Annotated in this window: 23 protein-coding genes and 1 tRNA gene; 5 read left to right on the forward strand and 19 right to left on the reverse strand. The window is 60.5% G+C overall.

The genetic code is table 11. The annotated features are described in order from the left end of the window. Window positions 1-297 (forward strand): hypothetical protein, encoded by a 297-nt coding sequence (locus tag GPICK_RS17370; RefSeq protein ID WP_144400081.1) that lies wholly within the window; start codon window positions 1-3, stop codon window positions 295-297. A gap of 13 nt (window positions 298-310) precedes the next feature. Here GPICK_RS17370 and GPICK_RS17375 read toward each other — a convergent pair whose 3' ends face one another. The 3 genes from GPICK_RS17375 to GPICK_RS17505 form a co-directional block, all read right to left on the reverse strand. Beyond that, window positions 311-532 carry a hypothetical protein gene (locus GPICK_RS17375; protein WP_144400082.1) on the reverse strand — a complete coding sequence of 74 codons (222 nt, stop codon included), beginning with the start codon at window positions 530-532 and terminating at the stop codon, window positions 311-313. A 610-nt stretch (window positions 533-1,142) separates the two neighbouring features. Then, complete coding sequence (locus GPICK_RS09745) at window positions 1,143-1,766, reverse strand: hypothetical protein (RefSeq protein ID WP_039742666.1); 624 nt, start codon at window positions 1,764-1,766, stop codon at window positions 1,143-1,145. Next, window positions 1,759-1,908 carry a hypothetical protein gene (locus GPICK_RS17505; protein ID WP_158414173.1) on the reverse strand — a complete coding sequence of 50 codons (150 nt, stop codon included), beginning with the start codon at window positions 1,906-1,908 and terminating at the stop codon, window positions 1,759-1,761. Before GPICK_RS17505 ends, GPICK_RS09745 begins: the two co-directional genes overlap by 8 nt. Before the next feature lie 1,438 nt (window positions 1,909-3,346). On the opposite strand from GPICK_RS17505, the gene GPICK_RS09750 reads away from it, so the two are divergent. The 4 genes from GPICK_RS09750 to GPICK_RS09765 all read left to right on the forward strand — a co-directional run bounded on the left by GPICK_RS09750 (window position 3,347) and on the right by GPICK_RS09765 (window position 6,800). Then, entirely contained in the window at window positions 3,347-4,195 is an 849-nt protein-coding gene (locus GPICK_RS09750) for an integrase domain-containing protein (protein ID WP_039742669.1), read from the forward strand. A 132-nt stretch (window positions 4,196-4,327) separates the two neighbouring features. Continuing rightward, entirely contained in the window at window positions 4,328-5,071 is a 744-nt protein-coding gene (locus GPICK_RS09755; RefSeq protein ID WP_039742671.1) for a site-specific integrase, read from the forward strand. Between the two features lie 59 nt (window positions 5,072-5,130). Beyond that, the gene (locus GPICK_RS09760) at window positions 5,131-5,391 is read left to right on the forward strand and encodes a helix-turn-helix transcriptional regulator (RefSeq protein ID WP_039742673.1); all 261 of its coding nucleotides are present in this window, start codon (window positions 5,131-5,133) and stop codon (window positions 5,389-5,391) included. Between the two features lie 95 nt (window positions 5,392-5,486). Next, window positions 5,487-6,800, forward strand: coding sequence for a tyrosine-type recombinase/integrase (locus tag GPICK_RS09765; RefSeq protein WP_052263391.1), 1,314 nt, complete (start codon window positions 5,487-5,489; stop codon window positions 6,798-6,800). Between the two features lie 7 nt (window positions 6,801-6,807). On the opposite strand, the gene GPICK_RS09770 is transcribed toward GPICK_RS09765, so the two are convergent. From GPICK_RS09770 to GPICK_RS09845, 16 genes are all read right to left on the reverse strand, one after another. Continuing rightward, window positions 6,808-6,882: transfer RNA gene (locus GPICK_RS09770), tRNA-Gly, on the reverse strand. 78 nt (window positions 6,883-6,960) lie between these two features. Then, on the reverse strand, window positions 6,961-7,665 hold the full coding sequence (locus GPICK_RS09775) for an ABC transporter ATP-binding protein (protein WP_039742675.1): 705 nt from the start codon (window positions 7,663-7,665) through the stop codon (window positions 6,961-6,963). A gap of 11 nt (window positions 7,666-7,676) precedes the next feature. Continuing rightward, window positions 7,677-8,837, reverse strand: a complete 1,161-nt coding sequence (locus tag GPICK_RS09780) for an ABC transporter permease (protein WP_039742677.1) — start codon at window positions 8,835-8,837, stop codon at window positions 7,677-7,679. Between the two features lie 33 nt (window positions 8,838-8,870). Next, window positions 8,871-9,344 carry a DUF2318 domain-containing protein gene (locus GPICK_RS09785; protein WP_039742679.1) on the reverse strand — a complete coding sequence of 158 codons (474 nt, stop codon included), beginning with the start codon at window positions 9,342-9,344 and terminating at the stop codon, window positions 8,871-8,873. A gap of 27 nt (window positions 9,345-9,371) precedes the next feature. Further along, window positions 9,372-9,791, reverse strand: a complete 420-nt coding sequence (locus tag GPICK_RS09790) for a heavy-metal-associated domain-containing protein (protein WP_236685528.1) — start codon at window positions 9,789-9,791, stop codon at window positions 9,372-9,374. A 275-nt stretch (window positions 9,792-10,066) separates the two neighbouring features. Further along, window positions 10,067-10,384 carry a nucleotide exchange factor GrpE gene (locus GPICK_RS09795; protein ID WP_039742682.1) on the reverse strand — a complete coding sequence of 106 codons (318 nt, stop codon included), beginning with the start codon at window positions 10,382-10,384 and terminating at the stop codon, window positions 10,067-10,069. A 365-nt stretch (window positions 10,385-10,749) separates the two neighbouring features. Continuing rightward, window positions 10,750-11,580: a transporter family protein gene (locus GPICK_RS09800; RefSeq protein ID WP_039742684.1), complete on the reverse strand. Its 831-nt coding sequence runs from the start codon at window positions 11,578-11,580 to the stop codon at window positions 10,750-10,752. Window positions 11,581-11,801: 221 nt separating this feature from the next. Beyond that, entirely contained in the window at window positions 11,802-12,755 is a 954-nt protein-coding gene (gene gluQRS, locus GPICK_RS09805; protein ID WP_052263392.1) for a tRNA glutamyl-Q(34) synthetase GluQRS, read from the reverse strand. A 163-nt stretch (window positions 12,756-12,918) separates the two neighbouring features. Continuing rightward, complete coding sequence (ppnP, locus tag GPICK_RS09810) at window positions 12,919-13,233, reverse strand: pyrimidine/purine nucleoside phosphorylase (protein WP_039742687.1); 315 nt, start codon at window positions 13,231-13,233, stop codon at window positions 12,919-12,921. Window positions 13,234-13,270: 37 nt separating this feature from the next. After that, on the reverse strand, window positions 13,271-15,577 hold the full coding sequence (gene recG / locus GPICK_RS09815) for an ATP-dependent DNA helicase RecG (protein WP_039742688.1): 2,307 nt from the start codon (window positions 15,575-15,577) through the stop codon (window positions 13,271-13,273). A gap of 64 nt (window positions 15,578-15,641) precedes the next feature. Further along, a complete protein-coding gene (locus GPICK_RS09820; protein ID WP_039742690.1) occupies window positions 15,642-15,839 on the reverse strand; it encodes a DUF1858 domain-containing protein in 198 nt (65 codons plus the stop codon). A 38-nt stretch (window positions 15,840-15,877) separates the two neighbouring features. Then, window positions 15,878-16,357, reverse strand: coding sequence for a transcription elongation factor GreA (gene greA, locus GPICK_RS09825; RefSeq protein WP_039742691.1), 480 nt, complete (start codon window positions 16,355-16,357; stop codon window positions 15,878-15,880). Between the two features lie 77 nt (window positions 16,358-16,434). Further along, on the reverse strand, window positions 16,435-19,680 hold the full coding sequence (gene carB, locus GPICK_RS09830; protein ID WP_039742693.1) for a carbamoyl-phosphate synthase large subunit: 3,246 nt from the start codon (window positions 19,678-19,680) through the stop codon (window positions 16,435-16,437). A 35-nt stretch (window positions 19,681-19,715) separates the two neighbouring features. Continuing rightward, entirely contained in the window at window positions 19,716-20,618 is a 903-nt protein-coding gene (locus GPICK_RS09835; RefSeq protein WP_039742695.1) for a radical SAM protein, read from the reverse strand. Window positions 20,619-20,669: 51 nt separating this feature from the next. Continuing rightward, window positions 20,670-21,794 carry a glutamine-hydrolyzing carbamoyl-phosphate synthase small subunit gene (gene carA / locus GPICK_RS09840; RefSeq protein WP_039742697.1) on the reverse strand — a complete coding sequence of 375 codons (1,125 nt, stop codon included), beginning with the start codon at window positions 21,792-21,794 and terminating at the stop codon, window positions 20,670-20,672. Between the two features lie 148 nt (window positions 21,795-21,942). After that, complete coding sequence (locus tag GPICK_RS09845) at window positions 21,943-23,220, reverse strand: dihydroorotase (protein WP_039742700.1); 1,278 nt, start codon at window positions 23,218-23,220, stop codon at window positions 21,943-21,945. Between the last annotated feature and the right edge of the window lie 99 nt (window positions 23,221-23,319).

Raw genomic sequence — 23,319 nt, forward strand, 5'->3', positions numbered from 1 at the left:
ATGATTACTGCATACAAGTATTTCAGAGTTGGAGAGGGGATTGTGTTTGTGTTTGGAGATTCTCCATCTGGAGAATCAGATATCCAAGTCAGAAAAGACGAAACATTTGGCAATGTGCTTTTAATAGGTGAAGAGCACATGGTTATCCTTGATGATGAAATACTTGATGCTTTAGCGGAAATTTCGGGAGTGTATTATGCGGAAAGCCAGCCAGAAGAGTATAAGATAGAATTTACCTCTTATATTCCTCTTGACCGGCTTTCTCTTGGTAAAATATTAGCGTATTGTGATCGTTGAAATTATGATTTTGTCAGTGGTTTTGCTTATGAAACAGGTTTCCTTCTAATGAACTAAAAGAAGGATCTGTCATATAATCAGCGGTAAATTCAGAGGTTGTTTTCTCATTATCATCGCCACTAAATTTAGGATGTTTTTGATAATGATATTTTTTGTGGGTGGCTATCGCTATTATAGCAACAACCAAAATAAATATCCCGACTGCAACGAATATCCCAACAAACGCATTCATCATCCCCTCCTCCGTCCCATCGTGACAGGGACGCGATCTGTCCTCTCTCCGCGCTCAATCAAGGGTTCCATCCACCACGACAGCCCATTGCCGTCTTGGTTTGACCCCATCCTCTTGACTTACATTATACACGTAAGGTGTATTATGTCATTTTATTAGCTGTGATTGAATACTTTTCTCTTTTAAAAATTAGATGCGGGGTCAGTCATGTTGTCAGTTGGAAAATCACCACATTGAATCTCTCCATTGTAGCGCGTTTTATGGCGGCGATAGTCATATTTCTTATTCGTAATGATTGCCGCTATGGCAATACAAACAATAAATATTGCTATTACCGCAAAATTCCTACAAAAAACAATAACTCCATCATCCCCTCCTCCGTCCCATCGTGACAGGGACGCGATCTGTCCTCTCTCCGCGCTCAATCAAGGGTTCCATCCACCACAGCCCATTGCCGTCTTGGTTTGACCCCCATCCTCTTGACTTACATTATACACGTAATGTGTATTATGTCATTTTATTGGCTGTGATGGAATACATTTCTCTCTAAAAAATCAGTTTTACGGCGGCGGCACTCATATTTTTTTATTCATAGTGATTACTAAAGAGAGCTTTATGGCATTGGGTAAGAAGTCATCGCTTTGCGGGGGTGAAAGTACCCCTTGATGCAGTTGGGGTTTCGGACACAAATTTGGATGTGGTTCTTCTCTCGAAACCCAGCATTGGGATAAAGTTCCTTGCCTTCCCAGAAGACGCCTCTTACAGAATCAAAGGGCTTTTTATCCAATTGCTCATAGATGGTATGGGTTATTTGGACTACGGCGCAATCCAAGCGTCGAATTAGAACATCCTCTTCTTCTCCAAGAGGCTTTGAGTTCTCTGGCAATGGAACCTTCTCGCTTTTTAGTAACTGCAGGAGAATGTCATAGCTTGACTTTAGAATTTTCAGTGACCCTTCTTCGAGAAGGTTGAGGCAGTTGCCGAGATCAATGATCGCACCCACGACCGCTTCGTTTTTGATCTTGGCCTTGCCACTGGCGGGATTCTGTTTAAGATGGCGGGCGTACTGAAGGGCTCTTTCAGGGTTGTTCTCCCAAAAGTAAATGCCGTGGCCGAGCCAGTCGTAGTCGTTTTCGCTTTTTTTCAGATGTTCGCTGTTGGAGGAAAGGATCTTTTCCGCAACTTCACGGTCGCAACCGTGAAAACCGAGGACGAAGTAAGGAAGGGATTTATACATTCTTCTCGTAGGGCTTCGCTAGTTTCCCATCAGGAGTGCAGATTCCCGCTTTCAAAAGAAGCTCTTTCGATTTTTCCGGTGTAAGTTGTTTAGCAAATGCCTTGATATCGGCAACAACTTTTTTGGCTTCACGAGCGGTCATAGGTACCCCCACCTTCTTTTTACGAGAAAATATTACACTCTCAACAAGGAGACTTCAACAAGATTGTTGTACGCAAACCATCACAATGTCGGGTTCAGCCCACCAACATGATGCGCTATGACGATAAGAATCTCGACGAGGTGAGATCGCGCATGGCGGCGCGGTTCAAAGAGTAAGCCCTTTTTTTCTTCCCTCGCATTTTCTGGCGTTTCTCTGCATTAACTGACATGATACACTCATTTATGTATTTGCTCGCAATATTAAACAGTTGTACTCGTCACTTTCCAGTGATACAGTGGATTCACCTTTTTATTTACGGTCGTTGTTGGTGAACCCTGGATGACACGCCGCAGCGGCTACCCGTTTCAACCTTCCAGCTCGGGTTGACGGCGTCAGTTGGGGGATAGGCCCTCGACTCAACCGTGCGGCCACGCACGTAACTGGCCTTCCGGGACTCTTCGAGTATCGGGGGGCGACGGCACGCAAGGACTTTGGTGCCGTCACGATCGGGGGACACCTCTGTCCTGCCTCTGCCGCCGGGTTTATCCCGGGGCTTTTCCTCACCTTAAGGCGTTCGGGGAGGTGCACCGTCCTCCCCCTTCAGGGCGCTTGACGCCCTGGCCGGTTGCCTTCGACCGGCCTTCCGACTCTCTCACCTTTCCACCCCTATCATTGCTGGCAGCACCCTCCCCTCCCGGGGGAGGTTCGGGCTTTTGCCGGTCCGGTTCCTGGGACCGGCTCGCCCCGCGACGCTCTGCCGAAAACACTCCACCCTCCCCAGGGCACTGACCATCGTCGTCTCTTGCGGTTCCAGCAAGAGACGACGATGAAACACGGCACCGGCCCTGGATTTGCGGCCGTTTTAGCAAGAGACCCCTGCGCGACGCCATCTGCTAAGCCCCCTTAGCACGGCGTCGTCACTGCGGCGACCATTTGCGACACCACCGTCGCCAGCACGGCGATCCCCCCTTTCATGACTTTATGGGGGGATTGCAGCATGCCATCGCGAGCATCGCGACTGGCACAAGACCCACGCGACGCCATCTGCTAGTCCTTTAGCACCGCGTCGCCACTGCCGCGACCACTTGCAACACCGTCGTCGCCAGCACGGCGATCCCGACTCTATCTGCATTCTGCAGGGATCGCCGCACACCGTCGCAAGCATCGCGCTTATCTCTCCACGTTAGTTCCCTCAAGCCCCCCGCATCGGCTGGCCAAGGCCAGCCCACGACCACGACCGCATTTCCCTGTCCGGTGAGGACAGCATCGTCCCGCGGGGCGATGTTTCGGAAGGTCGCGCGCACTTTCGAGTGGCAGCCCACGGGCTGCAGTACTCGGTGCGCGGTGCCGGCGCAACGCCGGCAATTGGTCCCTACACTCAACGAAAAGTTTTGGCCGCATGCGGCGGCCTATTTTCAAGGGAGAGGAGAGACGTGTCATGGGAAAGAGGCTTGAACGGCAGGCACTGGAACGGATTGGCAAGAATTGGAGCAAGTCGTCGCTCACCAAGGAGAAGCTGCTCTCGAACGTACGGGAGTTCGCACGGTTTTGCGAATCCCGGTACGGGTTGCAGCGCATTGACACCCTCAAGCCCCACATGGTGGAGAGTTATCTGCACTCCCTGCACGAGCGGGGGCTTGCCCCCTCGACTATGTCGGGGAAGCTCTCGGCAGTCAGGGAGGTTGCCAAGGCCGTGGGCAAGGCGAACATCGTGGCCCGGGACAACTCAGCCTACGGCGTCTCCCGCCAGGGATGCCGGTACAATCCCCAGCAGGCGAATGGGGCCAAGCTGGCGGAGATCAGGGCGACGCTGCACACCCAGGCCGAAGGCGGCGACCGGGTTGCTTTGATGATGCGGGCGGCGGATGCCCTGCGCCAGCAGTTTGGACTGAGGGCGAAGGAGTCGTTGCTCACGTCGAAGACCATCGGGCGTGACGGCAGGACGTACCTCGTGGTGGAGGGTGCCAAGGGTGGGCGCCCCCGCGAGCTTGAGGTGCGGACCGTGGGCCAGCAGGCCGCCGTCCGCCTCGTTGCCGGGACTGCAGAGAGGCTCGGCAACGCCAACCATCGCCTTATCCCCCCCGAGTTGGCCTTGAAAGAGGCCTATGACGCGCAACGGAATACGTGGCGGGCTCTCGGGGGGACCAGGGAGAACGGGGCGCACATGCATGCCGAGCGGCATGCCTATGCCCAGGCGCGCCTGGGAGAAACCGGAGATCGCAGGACCGTAGCCGAGGAACTCGGGCACGGCCGCGAATCAGTCACCGCGCACTATGTGCATGGTTAATGAAAAGGGGTGCTCTCTCAGAGGGCACCCCTTTTTTGCGTCTACAGTCCGGGGCGGACAGGGGGGAGATATGTCCTGATAGGGGGAATGGAGACGTTCCCTCCCATTACATCTTTGAAGGAGGAAGAGACCATGAAGGGAGACCTGGAACGGCAGGCCCGGGAGCTGGTGGGCAAGGAGTGGGGCAAGGCGGCACGGACCCGGGAGAAGCTGCGGGCAAACGTGCGGGAGTTTGCCCGGTTCTGTGAGACGCGGTATGGGCTCACACGGATCAACGGCATCAAGACCCACATGGTGCAGGCCTATGTGCAGGCGTTACGGGAGCGGGGGGTGGCCCCCTCAACGATGGCGGACAAGGTGACGGCGATCCGGGTGCTTGCGGCGGCGGTGGGCAAGGCGAACATCGTGCCGTTTGCCAACGCGGCTCTCGGCATCTCGCGTCGTCAGGCGCGAAAGAGCACCGGACCGGCGGACGCGGCAAGGCTTGCGGAGATCAGGGCGACGCTGCACTCCCGGGCCGAAGGGGGCAACCCGGTGGCCCTGATGATGCGGGCGGCGGATGTCCTGCGGCGGGAGTTTGGGCTTCGGGTGAAGGAGTCGCTGCTGCCGGCATGTGCTGAGGAGCGTGGCAGCAGGAGCTACCTTGTGGTGGAGGCCCCGGGTCGGCGCCCCCTGGTGCTGGAGGTGGTAACTGAGGGCCAGGTGGCCGCTGTCTCCGTGGCGGCCGAGACCGCCGCGCGGCTCGGCAATGAGGGGCTCAGGATCATCCCGCCGGGGATGGCTCTGAAACGGGCCTATGACGCCCAGCGCAACGAATGGCGTGCCCTTGGAGGGACCAGGGAGCACGGGGCGACCATGGGAGCGGACAGGGGCTAGATATAGACAGTAAGGGGGGAGAATGTCCCCCCCGTACTTTGTGGTTATGGAGGTGTTTCATGGCAGATGTCGAGTTTGAGTTGGTGGATGTGGCGGAGTTCGCCCGCAGGATGGGGGTGAGTCGCTCGACGGTGTTTGACTGGCTGGCCCGAGGACGGTTCACCCCGGGGTGGCATTATCTGCGGGTGGGCAAGACGCTTCGTTTCATCTGGACCCTGGAGCGTCTGCAGACGCTTACGGGGGACGTCCCGGTCGAAGGAGAACAGGGTGAGGAGCCGCAGCATAGTTTTCGTAAGTCGGCGATAAATATGGAGTTCTGAGACACCGATTACGGTTGCGTGTGGGCGCAAAGCAGGCTACTCTGTTTTCGGACTGACGACAGACGGAAAGGAGGGCTGGCCTATGAGGTGATGGTATGAAGAAGGTACGGTTGAACGAGCCCCAGCCCCGGGGGGGCGCCATCAAGCGGCGCAAGGGGAGCAGTATCCTGTATGTGGATCTCTACTATTTCGGCGTGCGGGTCACGAAGTCTACGGGACTGGTCGATTCGCCGCAGAACCGGGCCAAGGTCCGCAGGTTCCTTGAAAAGTCCATGGAGCAGATCGAGCAGCAGACGTTCCGGTTTGCGGAGGCGTTTCCCGGGGCGAGCACCCGGAAGAAGCGGTTTTTTGCCGAACGGGAGGGGCGGGAGTTTCATCCCGAGCCCCAGCATGTCCTCTTTGGCCCCTTCGCGCGGGAGTGGATGAAGCGGATGATTCCCGCGATGACGTCGCCGACGAAGCGCAAGGATTACACCTCGGCCCTGGAGGGGCGGATTCTCCCTCACTTCGCCAGGCTCTCCTTCTACCAGATCACCTCCCTGGAGGTGCAGGCGTTCATCGCCTCTCTGTCGAAGGAGAACGGTATCAAAAAGGGGAAGCCCCTCTCCCGGCAGCGGGTCGCCAATATCCTGATTCCCCTGCGCCGGATCTGGGAGGATGCGGCGGATCACCACCGCTGGACGCTGCGAAATCCCTTCGAGACCATCAGCCGGCATCTGCCGGCGCGGGTGCCGAAGCGCCGGGATAAGGTGTTCCGGTTCCGGGAGTGGCTGCGGTTTCTGGAGTGCGCCCCACCCTGCTACCGGCCGCACCTGGAGTTTCTGGTGCTGACGGGGCTGTCGGCCAGCGAGACGGCGGGGCTGCGCAAAGCCGACGTGGGGGAGAAGAGCATCGCGGTCCAGCATGCCATTGTCCTTGGGGAGGAGAAGGATCTCCTCAAGAACCGGTACCGCCACCGCACGGTTCCCCTGACCGAGCGGCTGCGCCAGGTGGTGGCCCGGGCGGCGCAGCAGCATCCCTCCTCGCCCTATCTCTTCTCCATGGAGGATGGCAGGCCCTTCGACGGCAATTCCTTCCGCAAGGTCTGCTGGAACAGGGCGCTGAAGGAGTCGCAGGTGCAGGACAAGACCCCCTACAGCACCCGTCATACCTTCTGCGCCTGGGCGCTCACCATCGGGATGAATCCGATGCGGCTCTACCGGCTGATGGGTCATTCGAGCAAGCAGATGGTCTATCAGAACTACGGGGAGTATGTGGAGGGGCTGGAGGATGACGCGGAGGAGATTCTCAACTACTTCGGTGTGGATTTCCTGGTGAAGCCCAGAAAAAACTTGTCCCCGTTACTGGTCTTTGGGGACAGTTACGGGGACAGTCGGGAACTGATTCCGTTAACCATCGGAATCAACTAGCTTTTTTTGGAGCGGGAAACGGGATTCGAACCCGCGACTTCAACCTTGGCAAGGTTGCACTCTACCACTGAGTTATTCCCGCGCAACAAGTTCTCGTTATATAGCAAATGAACTTTTTGGAGTCAACATCTTTTTATCGACAAAAAAAGAATAGTGTAGCTCAGGCAGCGGTTCTCGCGCCATTACCCGCGCTGGATTCATCGGTTATGAAACCGTCGCGAAGATGGATGGTCCGGTCGGCGTAAACGCTGTTCTCGGGGTTGTGGGTCACCATGATGATCGTCTGCCCATCGTCGTTGAGGCGCCGGAAAAGCTCCATGACTTCCTCGCTGGTCCTGGAGTCCAGATTGCCGGTGGGCTCGTCGGCAAGGAGGATGGGCGGTTTCTTGACGATGGCCCGGGCGATGGCCACCCGCTCCTGCTCGCCGCCGGAGAGCTGGTTGGGAAGGCGGTCTGCCTTGCCGGCAAGTCCTACCCGTTCGAGGGCCTCCCTGGCGGCCTGCACCTTATCCGTCTTCTTCATCTTCGTAATGGTCAGGGGAAGCATGACGTTCTCCAGGGCCGTGAGGTACTGGATGAGGTGGAACGACTGGAAGACGAATCCCAGGTTCTCTGCCCGGAAGTCGGCAAGCTGTTCGCCGGGGAGTTCGTAGAGCGTGACGCCGGCCATTTCCACGGTGCCTCCGCTCGGGTGGTTCATGCCACCAAGGACCGACAGGAGCGTGCTTTTGCCCGATCCGGACTGCCCCATGATGGTGACGAACTCGCCACTGTCGATGGAGAGGTTGACGCCGCGCAGGGCCTCCACCGTTTCACCGCCGCTCTGGTAATGCTTCGTGAGATTCTGTATCGCAATGAGTGGCATGGAGATTCCCCTTAGAGGGCCCGCAGGGCTTCGGTCGGGTCGAGCCTGCTCGCATGGAGGGCCGGGTAGAGGCTGGCCAGCATCCCGACGACGAGTGAAAGCGCAATGGAACCGGCCATGACCGACGGGTCCCAGACCAGCGCCGCATCCGTGGCCTCGGCCATGAACGGCAGGGCCACCTTGGCCCCCCCCATACCGGCGGCGTAGCCGAGGACGCCGGCCAGCAGGCTCACGAGAGCCGCCTCCAGAAGAATAATCCGCATGATGTGGCTCTTGCGGAAGCCGATGGCACGAAAGACGCCGATTTCGGTGGTCCGTTCGGCGACGCTCCCCATCATGGTGACGAAGACGATGAGGGAGCCGATGAAGGTGACGACGCCGGCCACGGCAAAGGCAAAGCGCTTGAAATGATCGAGGGCCTTGAGCCGCCCTTCGACCACCTGCTGGATAGCTGTAACCTTGGCGTCGGGGAGCTTTTCGCCGATCTGCACCACCATGTCGCCGATGGGACAACCGGAGCAGAGTGCGGCAACCTCCACCAGGGTAATCCGCCCTTCCTTGCCGAGGAGCCTCTGGGCACTGCGCAGCGGCATGAAGACGAGGGAATCGTCCTGAGAGCCTGTCTGGGCCAGGACACCGGAGACGGTGAAGCTCTTCCCGCCAATGCCCACCGTATCGCCCGGCGTCAGATGGGCCGAGTCGGCTGCGGCGCTGCCGAGCAGAATTTCACTCTCCTTCGCCGGCGCCCCGCCAAAAATGCTCCACCACTGCTTCATCTTCAGCTCTTTCTCGAAATCGACCCCCACCAGCAAGGCCTCCCGGGCACCAAGCCTGATCCCCCCAAGCACCTTGGGAGAGACGGAAAGGATATTACGACTGTTCTTGATGGTGGTGATCTTCGCCAGATCCTCCTCGCGGATCTCCCGCTGATCGAAGGTGACCCGCCCGAGGCTGATCCCCCCGTAGCTCATGGAGAGATCATTGCTCTGGGGCATGATGAGGATGTTCGCTCCGAACTCGTCCATCTTCTTGCCGATGTCGTGGGACATGGACGAGGTGAGGGTGACCAGGGTCACGATAGTGGCGATGCCGACCATGAGTCCGATGGTGAGAAAAGCCATCTTCGCCTTGCGACGGCGGAGGTTGTTGATGGAAATGTCATGCAGCTTCATGGACTACCCCGATTCTGCCCGGTTGATGCAGCGTTAGAAGAAGCGGGATCCGGCCATCAGATCGGAGGTCGCGATTACGATGGCGTTTCCAACCTGACGACTCGGGAGGAATGAAGGGTTGCAGCCACCGCCGGCCCCCTCGCCGATCCGATTGATGTCGAACTTTTTGTTGCACTGCTTGCAGACCATGAATCCGCCCCCCTGCTCGTAGCCCTTCTTCTCACGGAAGCAGACGTCGCAGGCATCAAAGGCGGTCTTGACGGCCCCGCCGGGAGACTTGACCACGAAGAAGGCAACCTCCTTCCCCCCTTGAGAATACTTGTAGAAATGGGCCTTCCCGTCGGCAACCGCCGCGAGCGGTATCGTAACGGTCCCATTCACTGCTTTCACCTTTTCATGCTTTCCCAGGCCGGGGAGCGAAAAGGCCCCCACCACCCCCGCCACCGCGAGGACAACCACGAGGGCCAGGACCCACATCTTCACGAAACCTTTTCCTGATCTGTCCATCTTTTGCTTCCTTTCTCTCGACAGAATTTATTGAGCCGGCTGCCTGGCGCCGCAGCACCCGCCACCACAGCCGCTGCCCGCTTTGGATGCCACGATGCTCTGGCCGGTCATTGCCTTGTACTGTTCCGGTGTCAGGACCTGCAGGATGCTGCTCCCGTAACCGGTGCCGGTCACCCGCTCGGCAATGGTTTCGGGACGGACCCGCTTCGAGTCGTAGCCGATCACGACCCGAGCGGCATTCACATCGACCTGAACCGAGGCGACGCCCCCCTGCATCTTCAAAGCCTTTTCGATGCGGGCCGCACAGCTCCCGCAGGTCATCCCGCTGGTCTTAAGCACGGCGACGGCATCCGGTGAGGCCTCGATACGGACCGAAAAGGCGAAGAGACTCACCACCAGGCAGGCGACGAGAACGAGAGCTCCATTTATCCATCTTCTTTTCACCATCGTCATCCTCCCCAGAAGTGGGCTCTCCGGTTCAAAGCACCCATACCGTCCGATCGATTCCCTGCAAAACCGTTAACAAGGTTCGTGCCAACGGTCGCATTCGGCACCGACGCCCTGATTACGGCACCATACAGGTTTCGACATTTGACTGACGCACAGGTCTGCAGAATACTATCCATTGGCGATGTTGATTATTCCACAGCATCGACGGAAAAACTACGCTGGCCGCGCGGAGGAAAAGCTGATGCCCTCGTCAGGCATTATGCGTCAGCCGCTCAGATCAGGCAGCAGGTCGGCACATTGTATTTTTCCGCCTGCGCCCTGAGTTCGGCCTTGGCCTCCTTTAGCTGTTTTTCCAGCGCTTCAATGCGCTGGATGTTGACCTGATTGTAGGAATACTCGGTCCGGATGGCCAGATCGAGGGACTTCGTCCGCGCACGCAGCTGCTCGGTGGCCTGCTGGTACTGCTGCACCGATTGGTCGTTATTGCACCCCGCCTCCTTGCCGCACATGTCGCAGCCCCCTGCATAGGCCATCCCGCCGGCAAAGATCCCCAGAGCTGCCGTAACTGCAATAATCGATTTCCTGTTCATGACATTCTCCTTTCGTTTCGGAGGAACATGGACGCGAACCATAGTTATGCTGCATCGGCTCGTGATTACACCTCCTGATTTTATCCTGACGATATACATATGCCATGCCAGACCCCACCACCGCGTAAAGTATCAATATCACTAACTTTTCAACTATCAACACAATCCACCCCCCCCGTCCCCTCCAGAATATTCCCCAACAGGCTCAACACTATTCCACAGCACCCCAGGGATGCGGCAGCCCTATCAGGCGGAAGAGCCCACGCCCCCGGGCGGGTGAACAGATAAAAAAAAGTCCTCGCCGTTAGACGAGGACTTTGTGGGCAGTGGTGCCCGCGTTCAGGCTTTTCCCCTGCGGGAATCGCTCAGTACAGGTAGTAGAGTGAAATCCCGCCGCGGAACCCGTCAACAGGCCCCACCCGAAGATCATTCACCTTGCTGGTGGCATTGGTCGCCACGGTATAGGCCACGCTGGGGAGCAGATAGAAGTTGTGGGCTACCTGAATGTAGCTTGTCACCTCGAAGGAGAAATCCTCGTTAGCGGTGGTGGCGCGCGTCGCGGTGTTGAAATTGGCGTCGACCTTGGCGTCGAGCGTTACCGTGTGGTTCAGTTCCTTCTCAAGGCCGAGGGAGAGGGTGTGAGTATCCTGAGCATCGTGGTTTCTGATCGTCGCGCGGTAGATGGCATAAGGGGTATAGTGGTGCCCAAGGTTGGCGCTTGCAGCAATAAAGGGGCTCACGTCCGTCGTTCCTGTGCCGGTATCCTTCCGGCGGGCCGTATCGAATTTCAGGCCAAGACCGGTAACCACGGTAAACGGCTTCTCCTCACCGCCGAGCAGGCGATACTTGGCTTCCAGCGCAAAGTCCCCGAAGCCGTCACGCTTTTCATACTCGGGCACTCCAGCCAATTCAGCCTTGGCGCGCTCGGTAAAGACAAACGGAATCGAGGCAGTCAGTTCCAGGCCATGCCCGAGACCGACCCCGAGAGAGTAGCCGGATTCGACGGCGTTGGTCGTCAACGTCCCCGTACCGTCGATGGGGCTGCTGATGTTGCCTCTGGCGTGGGAATATTCGAAGCGGGCCTGCCCCTCAACCTGCTTCTGCTCGAGAACGTCGGTGAACAGGAGTTTGTGCTCCGCATGGGCTGAAGCCGCCATCAACAACGAGCCAATCATCACAACAATCGTCTTCTTCATGAATCTTCTCCTCCCAATGAAATTAGATAGTCCACTGCCGCAAGACGCGCGACACAACACGAGACAGCCGAAACCATTCACCTTTTCCCGTTATGGCGGGGAGATCGAGCGAAAGACGGTCAACTGAAGGGATTGCGGGGGCGATGCGGTAGAGGAAAACAGTTCTTTCAATACATCAATTTCACGTTCATGGCAACCCGGCAGAGTGAACCAGACCTGTTTCATCCATGAGCCGACTCCGGCAATGGAGCCGATCGGGAAGGGACTCTCCCTGAATCGAAGCACTCGGCGGCCCAGGCGAGAATTTCCCTCCCCGACGCACCTGCAAGCGTTTGGGGTGGCTGCTGGCCGAGAAACCTGAGGACCGCCAGCAGCATCGCTCCCCCGTCGGCTGCCAGGTCGCGACCGGCGGAGAGCGAGACGGCATGGTCGCGCTTGGAGAGCTTCGCTCCCCCTGGGCCGGTCACGAGAGGGAGGTGAGCATAGGCGGGAGCATCATGGCCGAGCAGCCGATGAAGGAGGATCTGCCGTGGGGTTGAGGAGAGGAGGTCCGCCCCCCGCACCACCTGGTTGACCCCTTGGGCGGCATCGTCCACCACCACGGCCAACTGGTAGGCGAAGAGGCCGTCGGCACGCTTTACGACGAAGTCGCCGCACACCCGGGCGAGATCGTACCTTTTCTCTCCCAAGACAAGATCGTGAAACGTGATCGGTTCCGCTGGGACCTTCACGCGGTACGACCGCGCCTCCTTCCCCGGCGGCAGGCCGTCGCGACAGAGGTTGGGGTACGCCATCTCCCCATCGCCGTCGTGGGGAGCCGTGGCAGCCCGGGCGATCTCGGCCCGGGAGCAGCCGCAGGGATAGACATCGCCGGAGGCCAGCAGTTGCTCCAGGGCAGACTGGTAGGCCTCGATCCGATCACTCTGCCGGATGATCTCCCCATCCCACGCAAATCCCAACGCCTCAAGGGTCCGGAGGATGTCATCCGCCATTCCCGGCACCACCCGCGGGGAATCCAGGTCTTCCATCCGGAGGAGCCAGAGTCCGCCGGCACGCCTCGCCATGGCGTAACTCCCCACGGCAGCCACCAGGGAGCCGATGTGGAGCGGCCCGGTGGGCGACGGGGCGAAACGGCCGACGGCCAGGGTTGTGGGGGAATGCTGTTCAGGGGTCATGATTCGGGTCACCTCCGGCGCAATCGGAGGAAACCTACACGCTCGACCGGAGGAAGTCAACGGCCGGCATCTTCATCCTCGTCAAACCGGGTGGGACCCACACTAAAAAAGCCCGGGGGTTCTCCCCCAGGCTAACCGGACGCCGTGCGGTCAAACTTTCTGCTTAAGCGAGGAACGAGCAGCAGTAGTCGGTGACGGCAAGGACCTTCATGGTGAAGGACGAATTGGCCGGCACGTCGAACGACTCACCGCCGCCGATGCGGTCCCACAGGTCGCTGCCGGGACGCTTCAGATCCAGCTCGCCGGAAAGGATCTCCATGAGCTCCGCCGCGCCGGTGTTGAAGGTATACTCGCCCGGCAGCATGATGCCGAGGGTCTTCTTCGTCCCGTCAGGGAAGATGACGGTGCGGCTCGTGACGCCGCCATTGAAGTAGACGTTCGCCTCGCGGACTACGGTTACGTTGGTGAATTCGGACATTGATTCCTCCATTCTGGAAATGGGTGCTGCAGTATCGTTACGCGATCCCCGCCAGTTCGAGCCGTCCGCCCCAGCGGCGGGCCAGCTCGGCGCGGAGTTTCGCGTGTTCGGCCAGCTTCAGCTCCGGGTCCCGTTCCGCCACGGCAAAGGCCTCCTGCCGGGCCTCCTCCAGAATCCGGCCGTCGCGCAGGATGTTGGCGACGCGGAAATCGGGAATTCCCGCCTGGCGGGTACCGAGGAAATCGCCGGGGCCGCGGATTTCGAGATCGGCCTCGGAGATCCGGAAACCGTCGGTGGTCGACTCCATCACCCGGAGCCGCTTCTCGCCATCCTCGGTGAGCCTTCCGGGGGTCATCAGGATGCAGCGGGATTTCTCGCTCCCCCGCCCTACCCGGCCCCGCAACTGGTGCAACTGGGAGAGGCCGAACCGCTCGGCGTGCTCGATGACCATCACCGTGGCGTTGGGGACGTCGATCCCCACCTCGATGACCGTGGTGGCCACGAGGATGTCAATCTCCCGTGCCTTGAAGGAGCGCATCACCCCTTCCTTCTCCTCGGGCTTCATCCGGCCGTGGAGGATGCCGAGCCGCAGGTCGGAAAAGATGTCGTTGGCCAGGTGCTCGGCCATCTGGATGGCCGCCTTCAGGTCCGACTTCTCCGACTCCTCCACCAGGGGGTAGATGACGTAGGCCTGGCGTCCCTTGGCTACCTCCTCCCGGATGATGCCGTAGACTTGCTGGCGCCGGTTCTCGTAACAGACCCGCGTCTCGATGGGGGTCCGCCCCGGCGGCAGCTCGTCGATGACCGAGAGCGACAGGTCACCGAAGACGGTCATGGCCAGGGTCCGGGGGATGGGGGTTGCGGTCATGACGAGGATGTCGGGGTTCTCCCCCTTCTTCCGCAGGAGCCCCCGCTGGATCACCCCGAAGCGGTGCTGTTCGTCCACGATGCCAAGCCCCAGCCGTTGAAACTCCACCTTCTCCTGGATCACCGCATGGGTGCCGATGACGATCTGCGCGGCCCCCTCCGCCACCCGCGCCAAAACGTCCTTCTTCGCGTTCCCCTTCAACGACGAGGTGATGAGCGTCACCGAGATCCCCAGCTCGTCGCACCAGCGGTGGAGGTTCAGATAGTGCTGCTCGGCCAGAATCTCGGTAGGGGCCATGATCGCCACCTGGTAGCCGTTCTCCACCGCCACCAGCGCCGCCATGAGCGCCACCAGGGTCTTGCCGCTCCCCACGTCCCCCTGGACGAGACGGTGCATCGGGTGCGGCGCCATCATGTCCGCCTTGATCTCGGCCAGGACCCGCCGCTGGGCACCGGTCATGGCGAAGGGAAGCAGTTTCAGCAGCGGCTTCGTGTAGGTGTGACTGACGCTGAAGGCGATGCCCGTTTCAAGGGCAATACCCTGTCTTTTCAGGGCAAGGCCCAGTTCGAGAAAGAAGAATTCATCGAAAACGAGGGTGCGGTTGGCAGGGTCCTTCCCTTCTTCCAGCAGCTGAGAGTCGGCGTCGCCGCCGGGAAAGTGGACCCGCTGGAGCGCCTCGGAGAGCGGCAGGAGCCCCTGGCGACGCGCCACCTCCGGCGGCAGCACGCTCTCCACGCAGGAAGCGAACTGGTCCACTACCCCCTTCATCACCTTCCGCAGCGTCTTCTGGTGCAGCCCCTCGGTGAGGGGGTAGACCGGCACCACCCGCCCGAAGCTGACCGGGTCCCGGGCCATGACCGCCTCCACCGTCTCTCCCTCCGCAAGCCACTCCGCATCGGGGTGATGGACCTCGCGCTGGAGGCCGAACTGGGAGACGAGGCCGGTGAAGATTCCTCGCCGTCCCTGCTTCCAGCTCTTTTTCAGGAAGGCGGGATTAAAGTTGAACCACTTGCAGGAGACGGTGCCGCTTGCGTCCCGCACCACCGCCTCGAAGAAGCGGCGTCCCCCCTTGGTTGCCACCACGTCGGCGGAGATGATCTCGCCGGCAAAGACGCTCGTCATCCCGGGGCGGAGCCTGGCAATGGGTACCACCTGGCGGCGGTCCTCGTAGCGGTTGGGGAGGAGGTAGAGGGCATCCTCCACCGTGGCAATCCCCTTTCTGCCGAGGGTCTCCGCCAGCTTCGGCCCCACCCCCTTGATGACGTGGATAGGGGTTTCGAGGTTTTTACGGTGGATGGAATCCTGAAGCTGGCTCTTGGCCGCAACGGGAGAGGAGGAAAGGTGTGGAGTGAGGAGAATGCCCTCCGGCACGGGGGCAAGGGAAACCGGGTCGCCCGGTTTGAGTCCCAGGTCCTTCAAGAGATCGTCGGGGATTGATATCTGACCGTTCTCGGCAAGGGTGATGACGACCGGCATGGCTCCTCGCGGCGGATAGACGAAGGGCGAAGAGGTCTCCCCCTTCGCCCTTGACAGCGGCTTACTACCCGATGGCGTTCAGGTCTCTCAGGATATCGTTCACATCGAGGCCGTGGGCGCTGCACCCCTGCTCGAGGGTCTCGTTCTGGGCCCCCATGCAGCCGATGCAGCCGAGATTGTACTTGCGAAGTACCTTGGCCACTTCGGGATTGGCCTGAAGGGCTTGGGCGAACGTCATATCCTTGGTGAACTGCTGGCTCATCTTGATTCCTTTCTTTCAGCGGAGGTTATGGTTATCAATCAGAGGTACTTGATGTCGATGATCTCGTATTCCCTGGTGAGCCCCGACGGCACCTTGATCTTGACGCTGTCGTCGAGCTTGTGGCCGATGAGGGCCTTCCCCACCGGTGAGGTGCAGGAGATCTTCCCGAGCTTGATGTCGGCCTCTTCCTCACCGACGATCTTGTAGGTGACCTCCTCCTCGGAGGCGGTGTCGTAGAGGGTGACGGTGGCGCCGAAGACCACCTTGTCGGGCTTCATCCCGGTAAGGTCCACCACATAGGCCCGGGCAAGCTTTCCCTGAAGCTCCTGGATGCGCCCCTCGATGAACGCCTGCCGGTTCTTTGCCGCATCGTATTCTGCGTTCTCGGAGAGGTCGCCATGGCTGCGGGCCTCGGCGATATCCTGGATCACCCGGGGCCGCTCCTCGCGGATCAGCCGTTTGAGCTCCTCCTGGAGCGCCTCGTAACTTTCCTTGGTCATCGGGACTGAATGGGACATCGTGCTGACTACTCCTCTATGAAAATCTCGGGGCAGCCGTTTGGCCGCCCCGTTGGTGCAGAATATCGAACCGGGGCTTACCCCAGGTACTCCTGAAGGGGTTTCACGTCAAGCTCGCCATTGAGCATGGCGACAATGCCGTCCGCCACCGCGTTGGCCCCGGCGACCGTGGTGAAGTACGCCACGTTGTGCATGAGGGCCTCGCGCCGGATGGAGAAGGAATCGGCCACGGCCTGGGCTCCCTGGGTGGTGTTGAGCACCATGCATATCTGGCCATTCTTGATGGCGTCCACCACGTGGGGGCGCCCCTCCAAAACCTTGTTGATCACCTCCACCGTGACCCCCTTCTCCTGCAGGTAGGTGGCGGTACCGCGGGTGGCAACGAGCTTAAAACCGGCATTATAGAGTTTTTTGGCCGAGTCGACAATAAGTTTCTTGTCGGCGTCGTGGAGGCTGATGAAGACCTTCCCCGACCGGGGGAGCTTCACGTTGGCGCCGAGCTGGGCCTTGGCGAAGGCGGTGGCGAAGTCGGGGCCGATCCCCATCACCTCGCCGGTGGACTTCATCTCCGGCCCCAGGATGGTATCGACACCGGGGAACTTGACGAAGGGGAAGACCGCCTCCTTGACCGACATGTGCTTCGGCACGATGTCGCCGGCGACGCCAAGCTCTTTCAGGCTCTTACCTGCCATGACCCGGGCCGCGATCTTTGCCAAGGGGCGCCCCGTGGCCTTGGAGACGAAGGGGGCGGTTCGGGAGGCGCGAGGGTTCACCTCCAGGATGTAGATGGTTCCGTCCTTGATGGCGTACTGGACGTTCATGAGTCCCTTGACGTTCAACTCCAGGGCCATGAGCTCCGTCTGGCGACGGATTTCGTTGATCAGTTCCGGGGAGATGGAATACGGCGGCAGCGAACAGGCCGAGTCGCCCGAGTGGATCCCCGCCTCCTCGATGTGCTCCATGATCCCGCCAATGACCACCTCGGTCCCGTCGCAGAGAGCATCCACATCGATCTCGATTGCCTTGTCCAGGAACTTGTCGATGAGGATCGGGTGCTCCGGCGACGCCTGGACGGCGGTGGTCATGTAGCGGCGGAGGTTCTCCACGTCGTAGACGATCTCCATGGCCCGGCCGCCGAGGACGTAGGAAGGGCGAACCACCACGGGATAACCGATCCGGTTGGCCACCTCTTCCGCCTCCTCGAAGGAGCGGGCAGTGCCGTTCTCGGGCTGCACGAGGTTCAGCTTGTGGAGCATCTCCTGGAAGCGCTCCCGGTCCTCGGCCCGGTCGATGGCGTCCGGCGAGGTGCCGATGATGGGGACTCCAGCCTTCTCCAGGGCCACGGCGAGCTTCAGGGGGGTCTGGCCGCCGAACTGGACGATGACCCCTTTCGGCTTCTCCAGGTCGACGATGGAAAGGACGTCCTCGTAGGTCAGGGGCTCGAAGTAGAGACGGTCGGAGGTGTCATAGTCGGTGGAAACCGTCTCCGGGTTGCAGTTGACCATGATGGTCTCGTAGCCGTCCTCGGCCAGGGCGAAGACCCCGTGGACGCAGCAGTAGTCGAACTCGATCCCCTGGCCGATTCGGTTGGGGCCGCCGCCGAGGATCATGATCTTCTTCCGGTCGGTCACCTCGGCCTCGCACTCTTCCTCATAGGTGGAGTAGAGGTACGGGGTGTAGGCGACAAACTCGGCGGCGCAGGTGTCGACCCGCTTGAACACGGGCTTGACGCCCAGCGAGAGGCGAAGCTGGCGGATCTCCTCGTCCCCCTTCCCCCAGAATCGGCCGAGCATCTTGTCGGAGAAGCCGTATTGCTTGGCCTCGCGGACGATGGCAGCGAGGCTCGCTCGCGCCTCGGCCGCAGGGTCGACCTTGCGCAGCACTTCTTCCTTCTCGATTATCTGCCGGATATTGTGGAGGAACCACGGATCGATGGCGGTGAGCTGGAAAATCTCGTCAATGGACATGCCGCTGCGGAAGGCATCCCCCAGATACCAGAGCCGCTCCCAGTTGGGAACCCGGAGCTTGTCGTGGAGAAGCTGCTGTTCCTTGGCGGTCAGGGCCCGGCGGGTGTCGCCGTTGGTAAAGAGCCTCGACTCGAACCCGGCCGAGCCGATCTCCAGGGAGCGGAGCGCCTTCTGGAACGACTCCTTGAAGGTCCGGCCGATGGCCATGACCTCCCCCACCGACTTCATCTGGGTGGTGAGCGTCGCGTCGGCAGCCGGGAACTTCTCGAAGGTGAAGCGCGGGATCTTGGTCACCACGTAGTCGATGGTCGGCTCGAAGCAGGCCGGGGTCTCGCGGGTGATGTCGTTGCGGATCTCGTCCAGGGTGTAGCCCACGGCAAGCTTCGCCGCGATCTTGGCGATGGGGAAACCGGTGGCCTTGGAGGCCAGGGCCGAGGAGCGGGAGACCCGCGGGTTCATCTCGATGACCACGAGGCGGCCGTTCTGGGGGTTGATCCCGAACTGAATATTGGAACCGCCGGTGTCCACGCCGATCTCGCGGATGATCTTGAGGGCCGCGTCCCGGAGGATCTGATACTCCTTGTCGGTCAGGGTCTGGGCCGGGGCCACGGTGATGGAGTCGCCGGTGTGGACCCCCATGGGGTCAAAATTCTCGATGGAACAGATGATGACGACATTGTCGGCGGTATCGCGCATCACCTCCAGCTCGTACTCCTTCCAGCCGATGACCGACTCCTCCACCAGGATCTCGTCGGTTGGGGAGGCGTCGATCCCCCCCACGGCCATCTTCTCGTACTCTTCCATGTTGTAGGCGATGCCGCCGCCGGTGCCGCCCAGGGTGAAGGAGGGGCGGATGATGGCTGGAAAGCCCACCGTCTTGATCACCTCCATCGCCTCGGTGTAGTTGTGGGCCAGGCCCGAGCGGGGGACCGAGAGGCCGATCTTTTCCATGGCCTCCTTGAAGAGGGTCCGGTCCTCGGCCTTCTTGATGGCCGGGAGCTTGGCGCCGATGAGCTCCACGCCGAACTTCTCAAGGGTGCCGTTCTCTGCCACCGCCACGGCGGTGTTCAGGGCCGTCTGGCCGCCCAGGGTGGGGAGCACCGCATCGGGGCGCTCCTTCTCGATGATCTTGGCCAGAACCTCCGGGGTTACCGGCTCCACGTAGGTCCGGTCGGCGAAGTCGGGGTCGGTCATGATGGTGGCCGGGTTGCTGTTCAGAAGCACCACCTCGAACCCTTCCTCCTTCAGCGCCTTGCACGCCTGGGTGCCAGAGTAGTCGAACTCGCACGCCTGGCCGATGACGATGGGGCCGGCGCCGATGATAAGGATCTTTTTGATGTCGGTACGTTTGGGCATTGCCACTCCTTGCTTTATGTAACGTTAACTGAAATTCAATCCTGTACCCAGCCGTTTTCCAAGCCCGCTTCCTCCAGGGCTTCCACCGCCTCGTCGTACTCCTCGTCCGTGATCTTGCGGTGGATCCCCGGCGTCTCGGCAGCCCGGTGGGCCGGGAAAAACTGGTTCATCAGGGCGATGTGGGTCTCGGTGCCCAGGCTCGCGGCGATCCAGCGGAGGGTCTCGCCGCTCCCGGCGCCCCCCTCCGGCAGTACCAGGTGACGGATGATGAGGCCGCGCACCGCGACCCCCTCATCGTCCAACTCCAAGTGCCCCACCTGGCGGAGCATCTCGGTCACCGCCTGCCGGTTCACCTCCCGGTAGCCGGGGGCCGATGAAAACCGGAGCGCCGGCTCTTCCGCCACATATTTCATGTCCGGCAGGTAGATATCCACGATGCCGTCCAGAAGCCGGAGGGCGTTCACCTTCTCGTAGCCGCTGGAGTTCCAGACGAGGGGGAGCCGGAATCCGCGGGGAATGGCCAACCAGAGCGCCGCCAGGATCTGCGGCAGGAAGTGGGTCGGGGTGACGAAGTTGATGTTGTGCACCCCGCGCTTCTGCAGCCCGAGCATCCGCTCCGCCAACTCCCGTGTCGTCAGGTCCGTCCCGTTCCCCTGCTGGCTGATGGGGAAATTCTGGCAGAACCGGCAGAGGAGGCTGCACCAGGAGAGAAAGATCGTCCCCGACCCCTTCGTTCCGGAAATAGGGGGCTCTTCTCCGTGGTGGGCGTTGGCCGAGGCGATTCGCGGCCGCCACCCCGCCCGACAGAGGCCGGTCTCGCCGGTCAGCCGGTTCACCCGGCAGTCGTGGGGACAGAGATCACAGGAGCGGAGCCGTGCGTAGGCCGCCTTGACCCGCTGCAATAATTCGCCTGATTGGTAAAGATCGATGTACCGCATGGCCCTGTAGGTGCGTGATTAATCACGCCCTGGGCGCAATGAATTGCGCCCCTACGATTTATGCTGCGCCATCAACTCCACGAACCGACCGAACAGGTAGTGGGAATCGTGGGGGCCCGGCGACGCCTCCGGGTGATGCTGCACCGAGAAGATGGGAAGTTCCGTGTGCTTCATCCCCTCCACGGTCTGGTCGTTCAAATTCTCGTGGGCCAGTTCGCAGGCGTGGCCGAGCGACACGATGTCCACCGAGAAGCCGTGGTTCTGGGCGGTGATCTCCACCTTGCGGGTGTCCAGGTCCATGACCGGCAGGTTGGAGCCGTGGTTGCCGAACTTGAGCTTCATGGTCTTGCCCCCCAACGCCAGGCCCAGGAGCTGGTGCCCGAGACAGATGCCGAAGATCGGCTTCTTGCCCACAAACTTTTTGATGTTCCCGATGACGGTGGTCATCGGCTCCGGGTCTCCGGGGCCGTTACTGAGGAAGATGCCGTCGGGATTCATGGCTAGGGCCTCTTCCGCCGGGAAGGTGGCGGGAACCACGGTTACGTCGCAGCCGGCCGAGACGAGGCAGCGAAGGATGTTGTACTTGATGCCGAAGTCATAGGCCACCACCTTGTACTTCAACTCCGCGGGTGCCACGGCGGTGTACCCCGCCTCCAGGTCCCAGAGCTTCTCGGTCCAATGGTAGGGCTTGTCGCAGGTGACGCCGGAGGCGAGGTCGAGGCCGGCCATGCTCGGCACGGCACGAGCCTTTTTCACGAGGCTCTCGTGGTCGAAGTCCACGGTTGAGATAATCCCGTTCTGGGCCCCCTTGTCCCGCAGATGCCGGGTGAGCGCGCGGGTATCGAGCCCCTGGATGCCCACCACACCGTTCTCCTTGAGGTAGGCGTCGAGGCTCATGGTGGCCCGCCAGTTGGAGTAGCAGTCGTGGTACTCCTTGACGATGAAGCCCGAAAGATAGAGCTGCTTGCTCTCGATATCCTCCGGGTTGATGCCGGTGTTCCCCATCTGGGTGTAGGTCATGGTGACCATCTGGCCACGGTAGGAGGGATCGGTCAGGACCTCCTGGTAGCCGGTCATGGCGGTGTTGAAGACCACCTCACCGGTGGTCTCGCCACTGGCCCCGAACGATTTTCCTTCGAAGATGCGCCCGTCGGCGAGCGCTAGGATTGCTTTCATGCGTTGTTACTCCTGGATAGATTCAAACTACATAAAGCGTCAACCACAGAGGGCGCAGAGAAAAAAATCCGCATCAAATCCTGCATGATTGCTCATACTTCTTCAGGCCTCTCTTTGTGACCTCCGCGTCCTCTGTGGTCATAGCTTTTCAAGATCTTGAATATACAACCTTACCGGAAACAATGGTGTACGCCGCGGCGCCTTTCATCTCCCACCCGAGGAAGGGGGAGTTTTTCGACTTGCTGGCGAGCCTGTCGGCCTCCACCGTCCACGTCGCCTTCGGATCGATGACGGTGATATCGGCAACCGCCCCCGCCTTGAGGGTTCCACGGTCAATCCCGAGGATTTTTGCCGGGTTGCACGCCATTTTCTCGACCAGAGCAGGAAGGGTCAGCACCCCCTCTTCCACCAGCTTCAGCGAGAGCGGCAGTGAGGTTTCCAGGCCGATGATGCCGTTCAGTGCCACGTTGAATTCCACATCCTTCTCGTCCAGATGGTGCGGCGCGTGGTCGGTGGCGATGGCGTCGATGGTGCCGTCGGCAAGGGCCGCCTTGATCGCCGCCATGTCATCGGCCGTGCGTAGCGGCGGGTTCATCTTGGCGTTGGTGTTGTACCCCCGCACCGCATCGTCGGTGAGGGTGAAGTAGTGGGGCGCGGTCTCGCAGGTGACCTTCACGCCGCGGGTCTTGGCGTTGCGGATGATCCGGAGCGACCCTTTAGTGGAGACGTGGGCAATGTGGAGCGGAGAATCCGTGAACTCCGCCAGGTAGACCTCGCGGGCGGTGGCGGCATCCTCGGCGGCCCAGGGAATCCCCTTGAGTCCCAGTTCGGTGGAGACGAACCCTTCGTTCATGACCCCCTCCCCCACCAGGGAGAGGTCCTCGGCGTGGGAAATGACCATGATCCCCATCCCCTTGGCGTATTCCAGGGCCCGGCGCATGAGTTCGGAACTGGTCACCGGCCGGCCGTCGTCGGAGACCGCCACACAGCCGGCTTCCTTGAGATCGCCCATCTCGGCCAGAGCCTCACCCTTGCTCCCCTGGGTGATGGCGCCCACGGGGAAGACGTTCACGAGGCCCTCGGCCTTCGCCTTGGCGACGATGTAGCTGGTCACCGCCTTGTTGTCGTTCACCGGCTTGGTGTTGGGCATGCAGGCCACCGAGGTGAACCCGCCGGCCGCCGCCGCCTTCGTGCCGGTAATGATGTCTTCCTTGTACTCGAGCCCCGGGTCCCGCAGGTGCACATGCATGTCGATGAGACCCGGCGTAACGATCATCCCGGCGGCGTCGATGGTCTCGGCCCCGGCCGGAGCCTTCAGCCCCGCGCCGAGCTCCTTGACCGCACCATTCTCCACCACGATGTCCAGAACCTCGTCAATCCCCTGGGACGGGTCAATCACCCGCCCACCCTTTATCAGCAGATTCATAGAATCACCTCTCGGAATCATTCTTGATTTCTTCACCCTGAAACGGTCAATTTTTCGCAAGATCAAGGCTGTCGAGGGATTGCGCGGAGGCGTAGCAGC

Origin of the sequence: Geobacter pickeringii (genome assembly GCF_000817955.1) — a bacterium.
In the GTDB taxonomy this organism is placed as follows: Bacteria; Desulfobacterota; Desulfuromonadia; order Geobacterales; family Geobacteraceae; genus Geobacter; species Geobacter pickeringii.

Bases quoted from the DNA above. Each gene is read 5' to 3' on its own strand.
- GPICK_RS09785 (WP_039742679.1), bottom strand. From the start codon at position 9,344: ATGGACAGATCAGGAAAAGGTTTCGTGAAGATGTGGGTCCTGGCCCTC.
- carB (WP_039742693.1), bottom strand. From the start codon at position 19,680: ATGCCCAAACGTACCGACATCAAAAAGATCCTTATCATCGGCGCCGGC.
- GPICK_RS09750 (WP_039742669.1), top strand. From the start codon at position 3,347: ATGGGAAAGAGGCTTGAACGGCAGGCACTGGAACGGATTGGCAAGAAT.
- GPICK_RS09745 (WP_039742666.1), bottom strand. From the start codon at position 1,766: ATGTATAAATCCCTTCCTTACTTCGTCCTCGGTTTTCACGGTTGCGAC.
- GPICK_RS09835 (WP_039742695.1), bottom strand. From the start codon at position 20,618: ATGCGGTACATCGATCTTTACCAATCAGGCGAATTATTGCAGCGGGTC.
- recG (WP_039742688.1), bottom strand. From the start codon at position 15,577: ATGCCGGTCGTCATCACCCTTGCCGAGAACGGTCAGATATCAATCCCC.
- GPICK_RS09760 (WP_039742673.1), top strand. From the start codon at position 5,131: ATGGCAGATGTCGAGTTTGAGTTGGTGGATGTGGCGGAGTTCGCCCGC.
- gluQRS (WP_052263392.1), bottom strand. From the start codon at position 12,755: ATGACCCCTGAACAGCATTCCCCCACAACCCTGGCCGTCGGCCGTTTC.
- GPICK_RS09775 (WP_039742675.1), bottom strand. From the start codon at position 7,665: ATGCCACTCATTGCGATACAGAATCTCACGAAGCATTACCAGAGCGGC.
- GPICK_RS09820 (WP_039742690.1), bottom strand. From the start codon at position 15,839: ATGAGCCAGCAGTTCACCAAGGATATGACGTTCGCCCAAGCCCTTCAG.
- GPICK_RS09765 (WP_052263391.1), top strand. From the start codon at position 5,487: ATGAAGAAGGTACGGTTGAACGAGCCCCAGCCCCGGGGGGGCGCCATC.
- GPICK_RS09795 (WP_039742682.1), bottom strand. From the start codon at position 10,384: ATGAACAGGAAATCGATTATTGCAGTTACGGCAGCTCTGGGGATCTTT.
- carA (WP_039742697.1), bottom strand. From the start codon at position 21,794: ATGAAAGCAATCCTAGCGCTCGCCGACGGGCGCATCTTCGAAGGAAAA.
- GPICK_RS09780 (WP_039742677.1), bottom strand. From the start codon at position 8,837: ATGAAGCTGCATGACATTTCCATCAACAACCTCCGCCGTCGCAAGGCG.
- GPICK_RS09800 (WP_039742684.1), bottom strand. From the start codon at position 11,580: ATGAAGAAGACGATTGTTGTGATGATTGGCTCGTTGTTGATGGCGGCT.
- GPICK_RS09845 (WP_039742700.1), bottom strand. From the start codon at position 23,220: ATGAATCTGCTGATAAAGGGTGGGCGGGTGATTGACCCGTCCCAGGGG.
- GPICK_RS17370 (WP_144400081.1), top strand. From the start codon at position 1: ATGATTACTGCATACAAGTATTTCAGAGTTGGAGAGGGGATTGTGTTT.
- GPICK_RS09755 (WP_039742671.1), top strand. From the start codon at position 4,328: ATGAAGGGAGACCTGGAACGGCAGGCCCGGGAGCTGGTGGGCAAGGAG.
- GPICK_RS17375 (WP_144400082.1), bottom strand. From the start codon at position 532: ATGATGAATGCGTTTGTTGGGATATTCGTTGCAGTCGGGATATTTATT.
- greA (WP_039742691.1), bottom strand. From the start codon at position 16,357: ATGTCCCATTCAGTCCCGATGACCAAGGAAAGTTACGAGGCGCTCCAG.
- ppnP (WP_039742687.1), bottom strand. From the start codon at position 13,233: ATGTCCGAATTCACCAACGTAACCGTAGTCCGCGAGGCGAACGTCTAC.
- GPICK_RS17505 (WP_158414173.1), bottom strand. From the start codon at position 1,908: ATGACCGCTCGTGAAGCCAAAAAAGTTGTTGCCGATATCAAGGCATTT.
- GPICK_RS09790 (WP_236685528.1), bottom strand. From the start codon at position 9,791: ATGGTGAAAAGAAGATGGATAAATGGAGCTCTCGTTCTCGTCGCCTGC.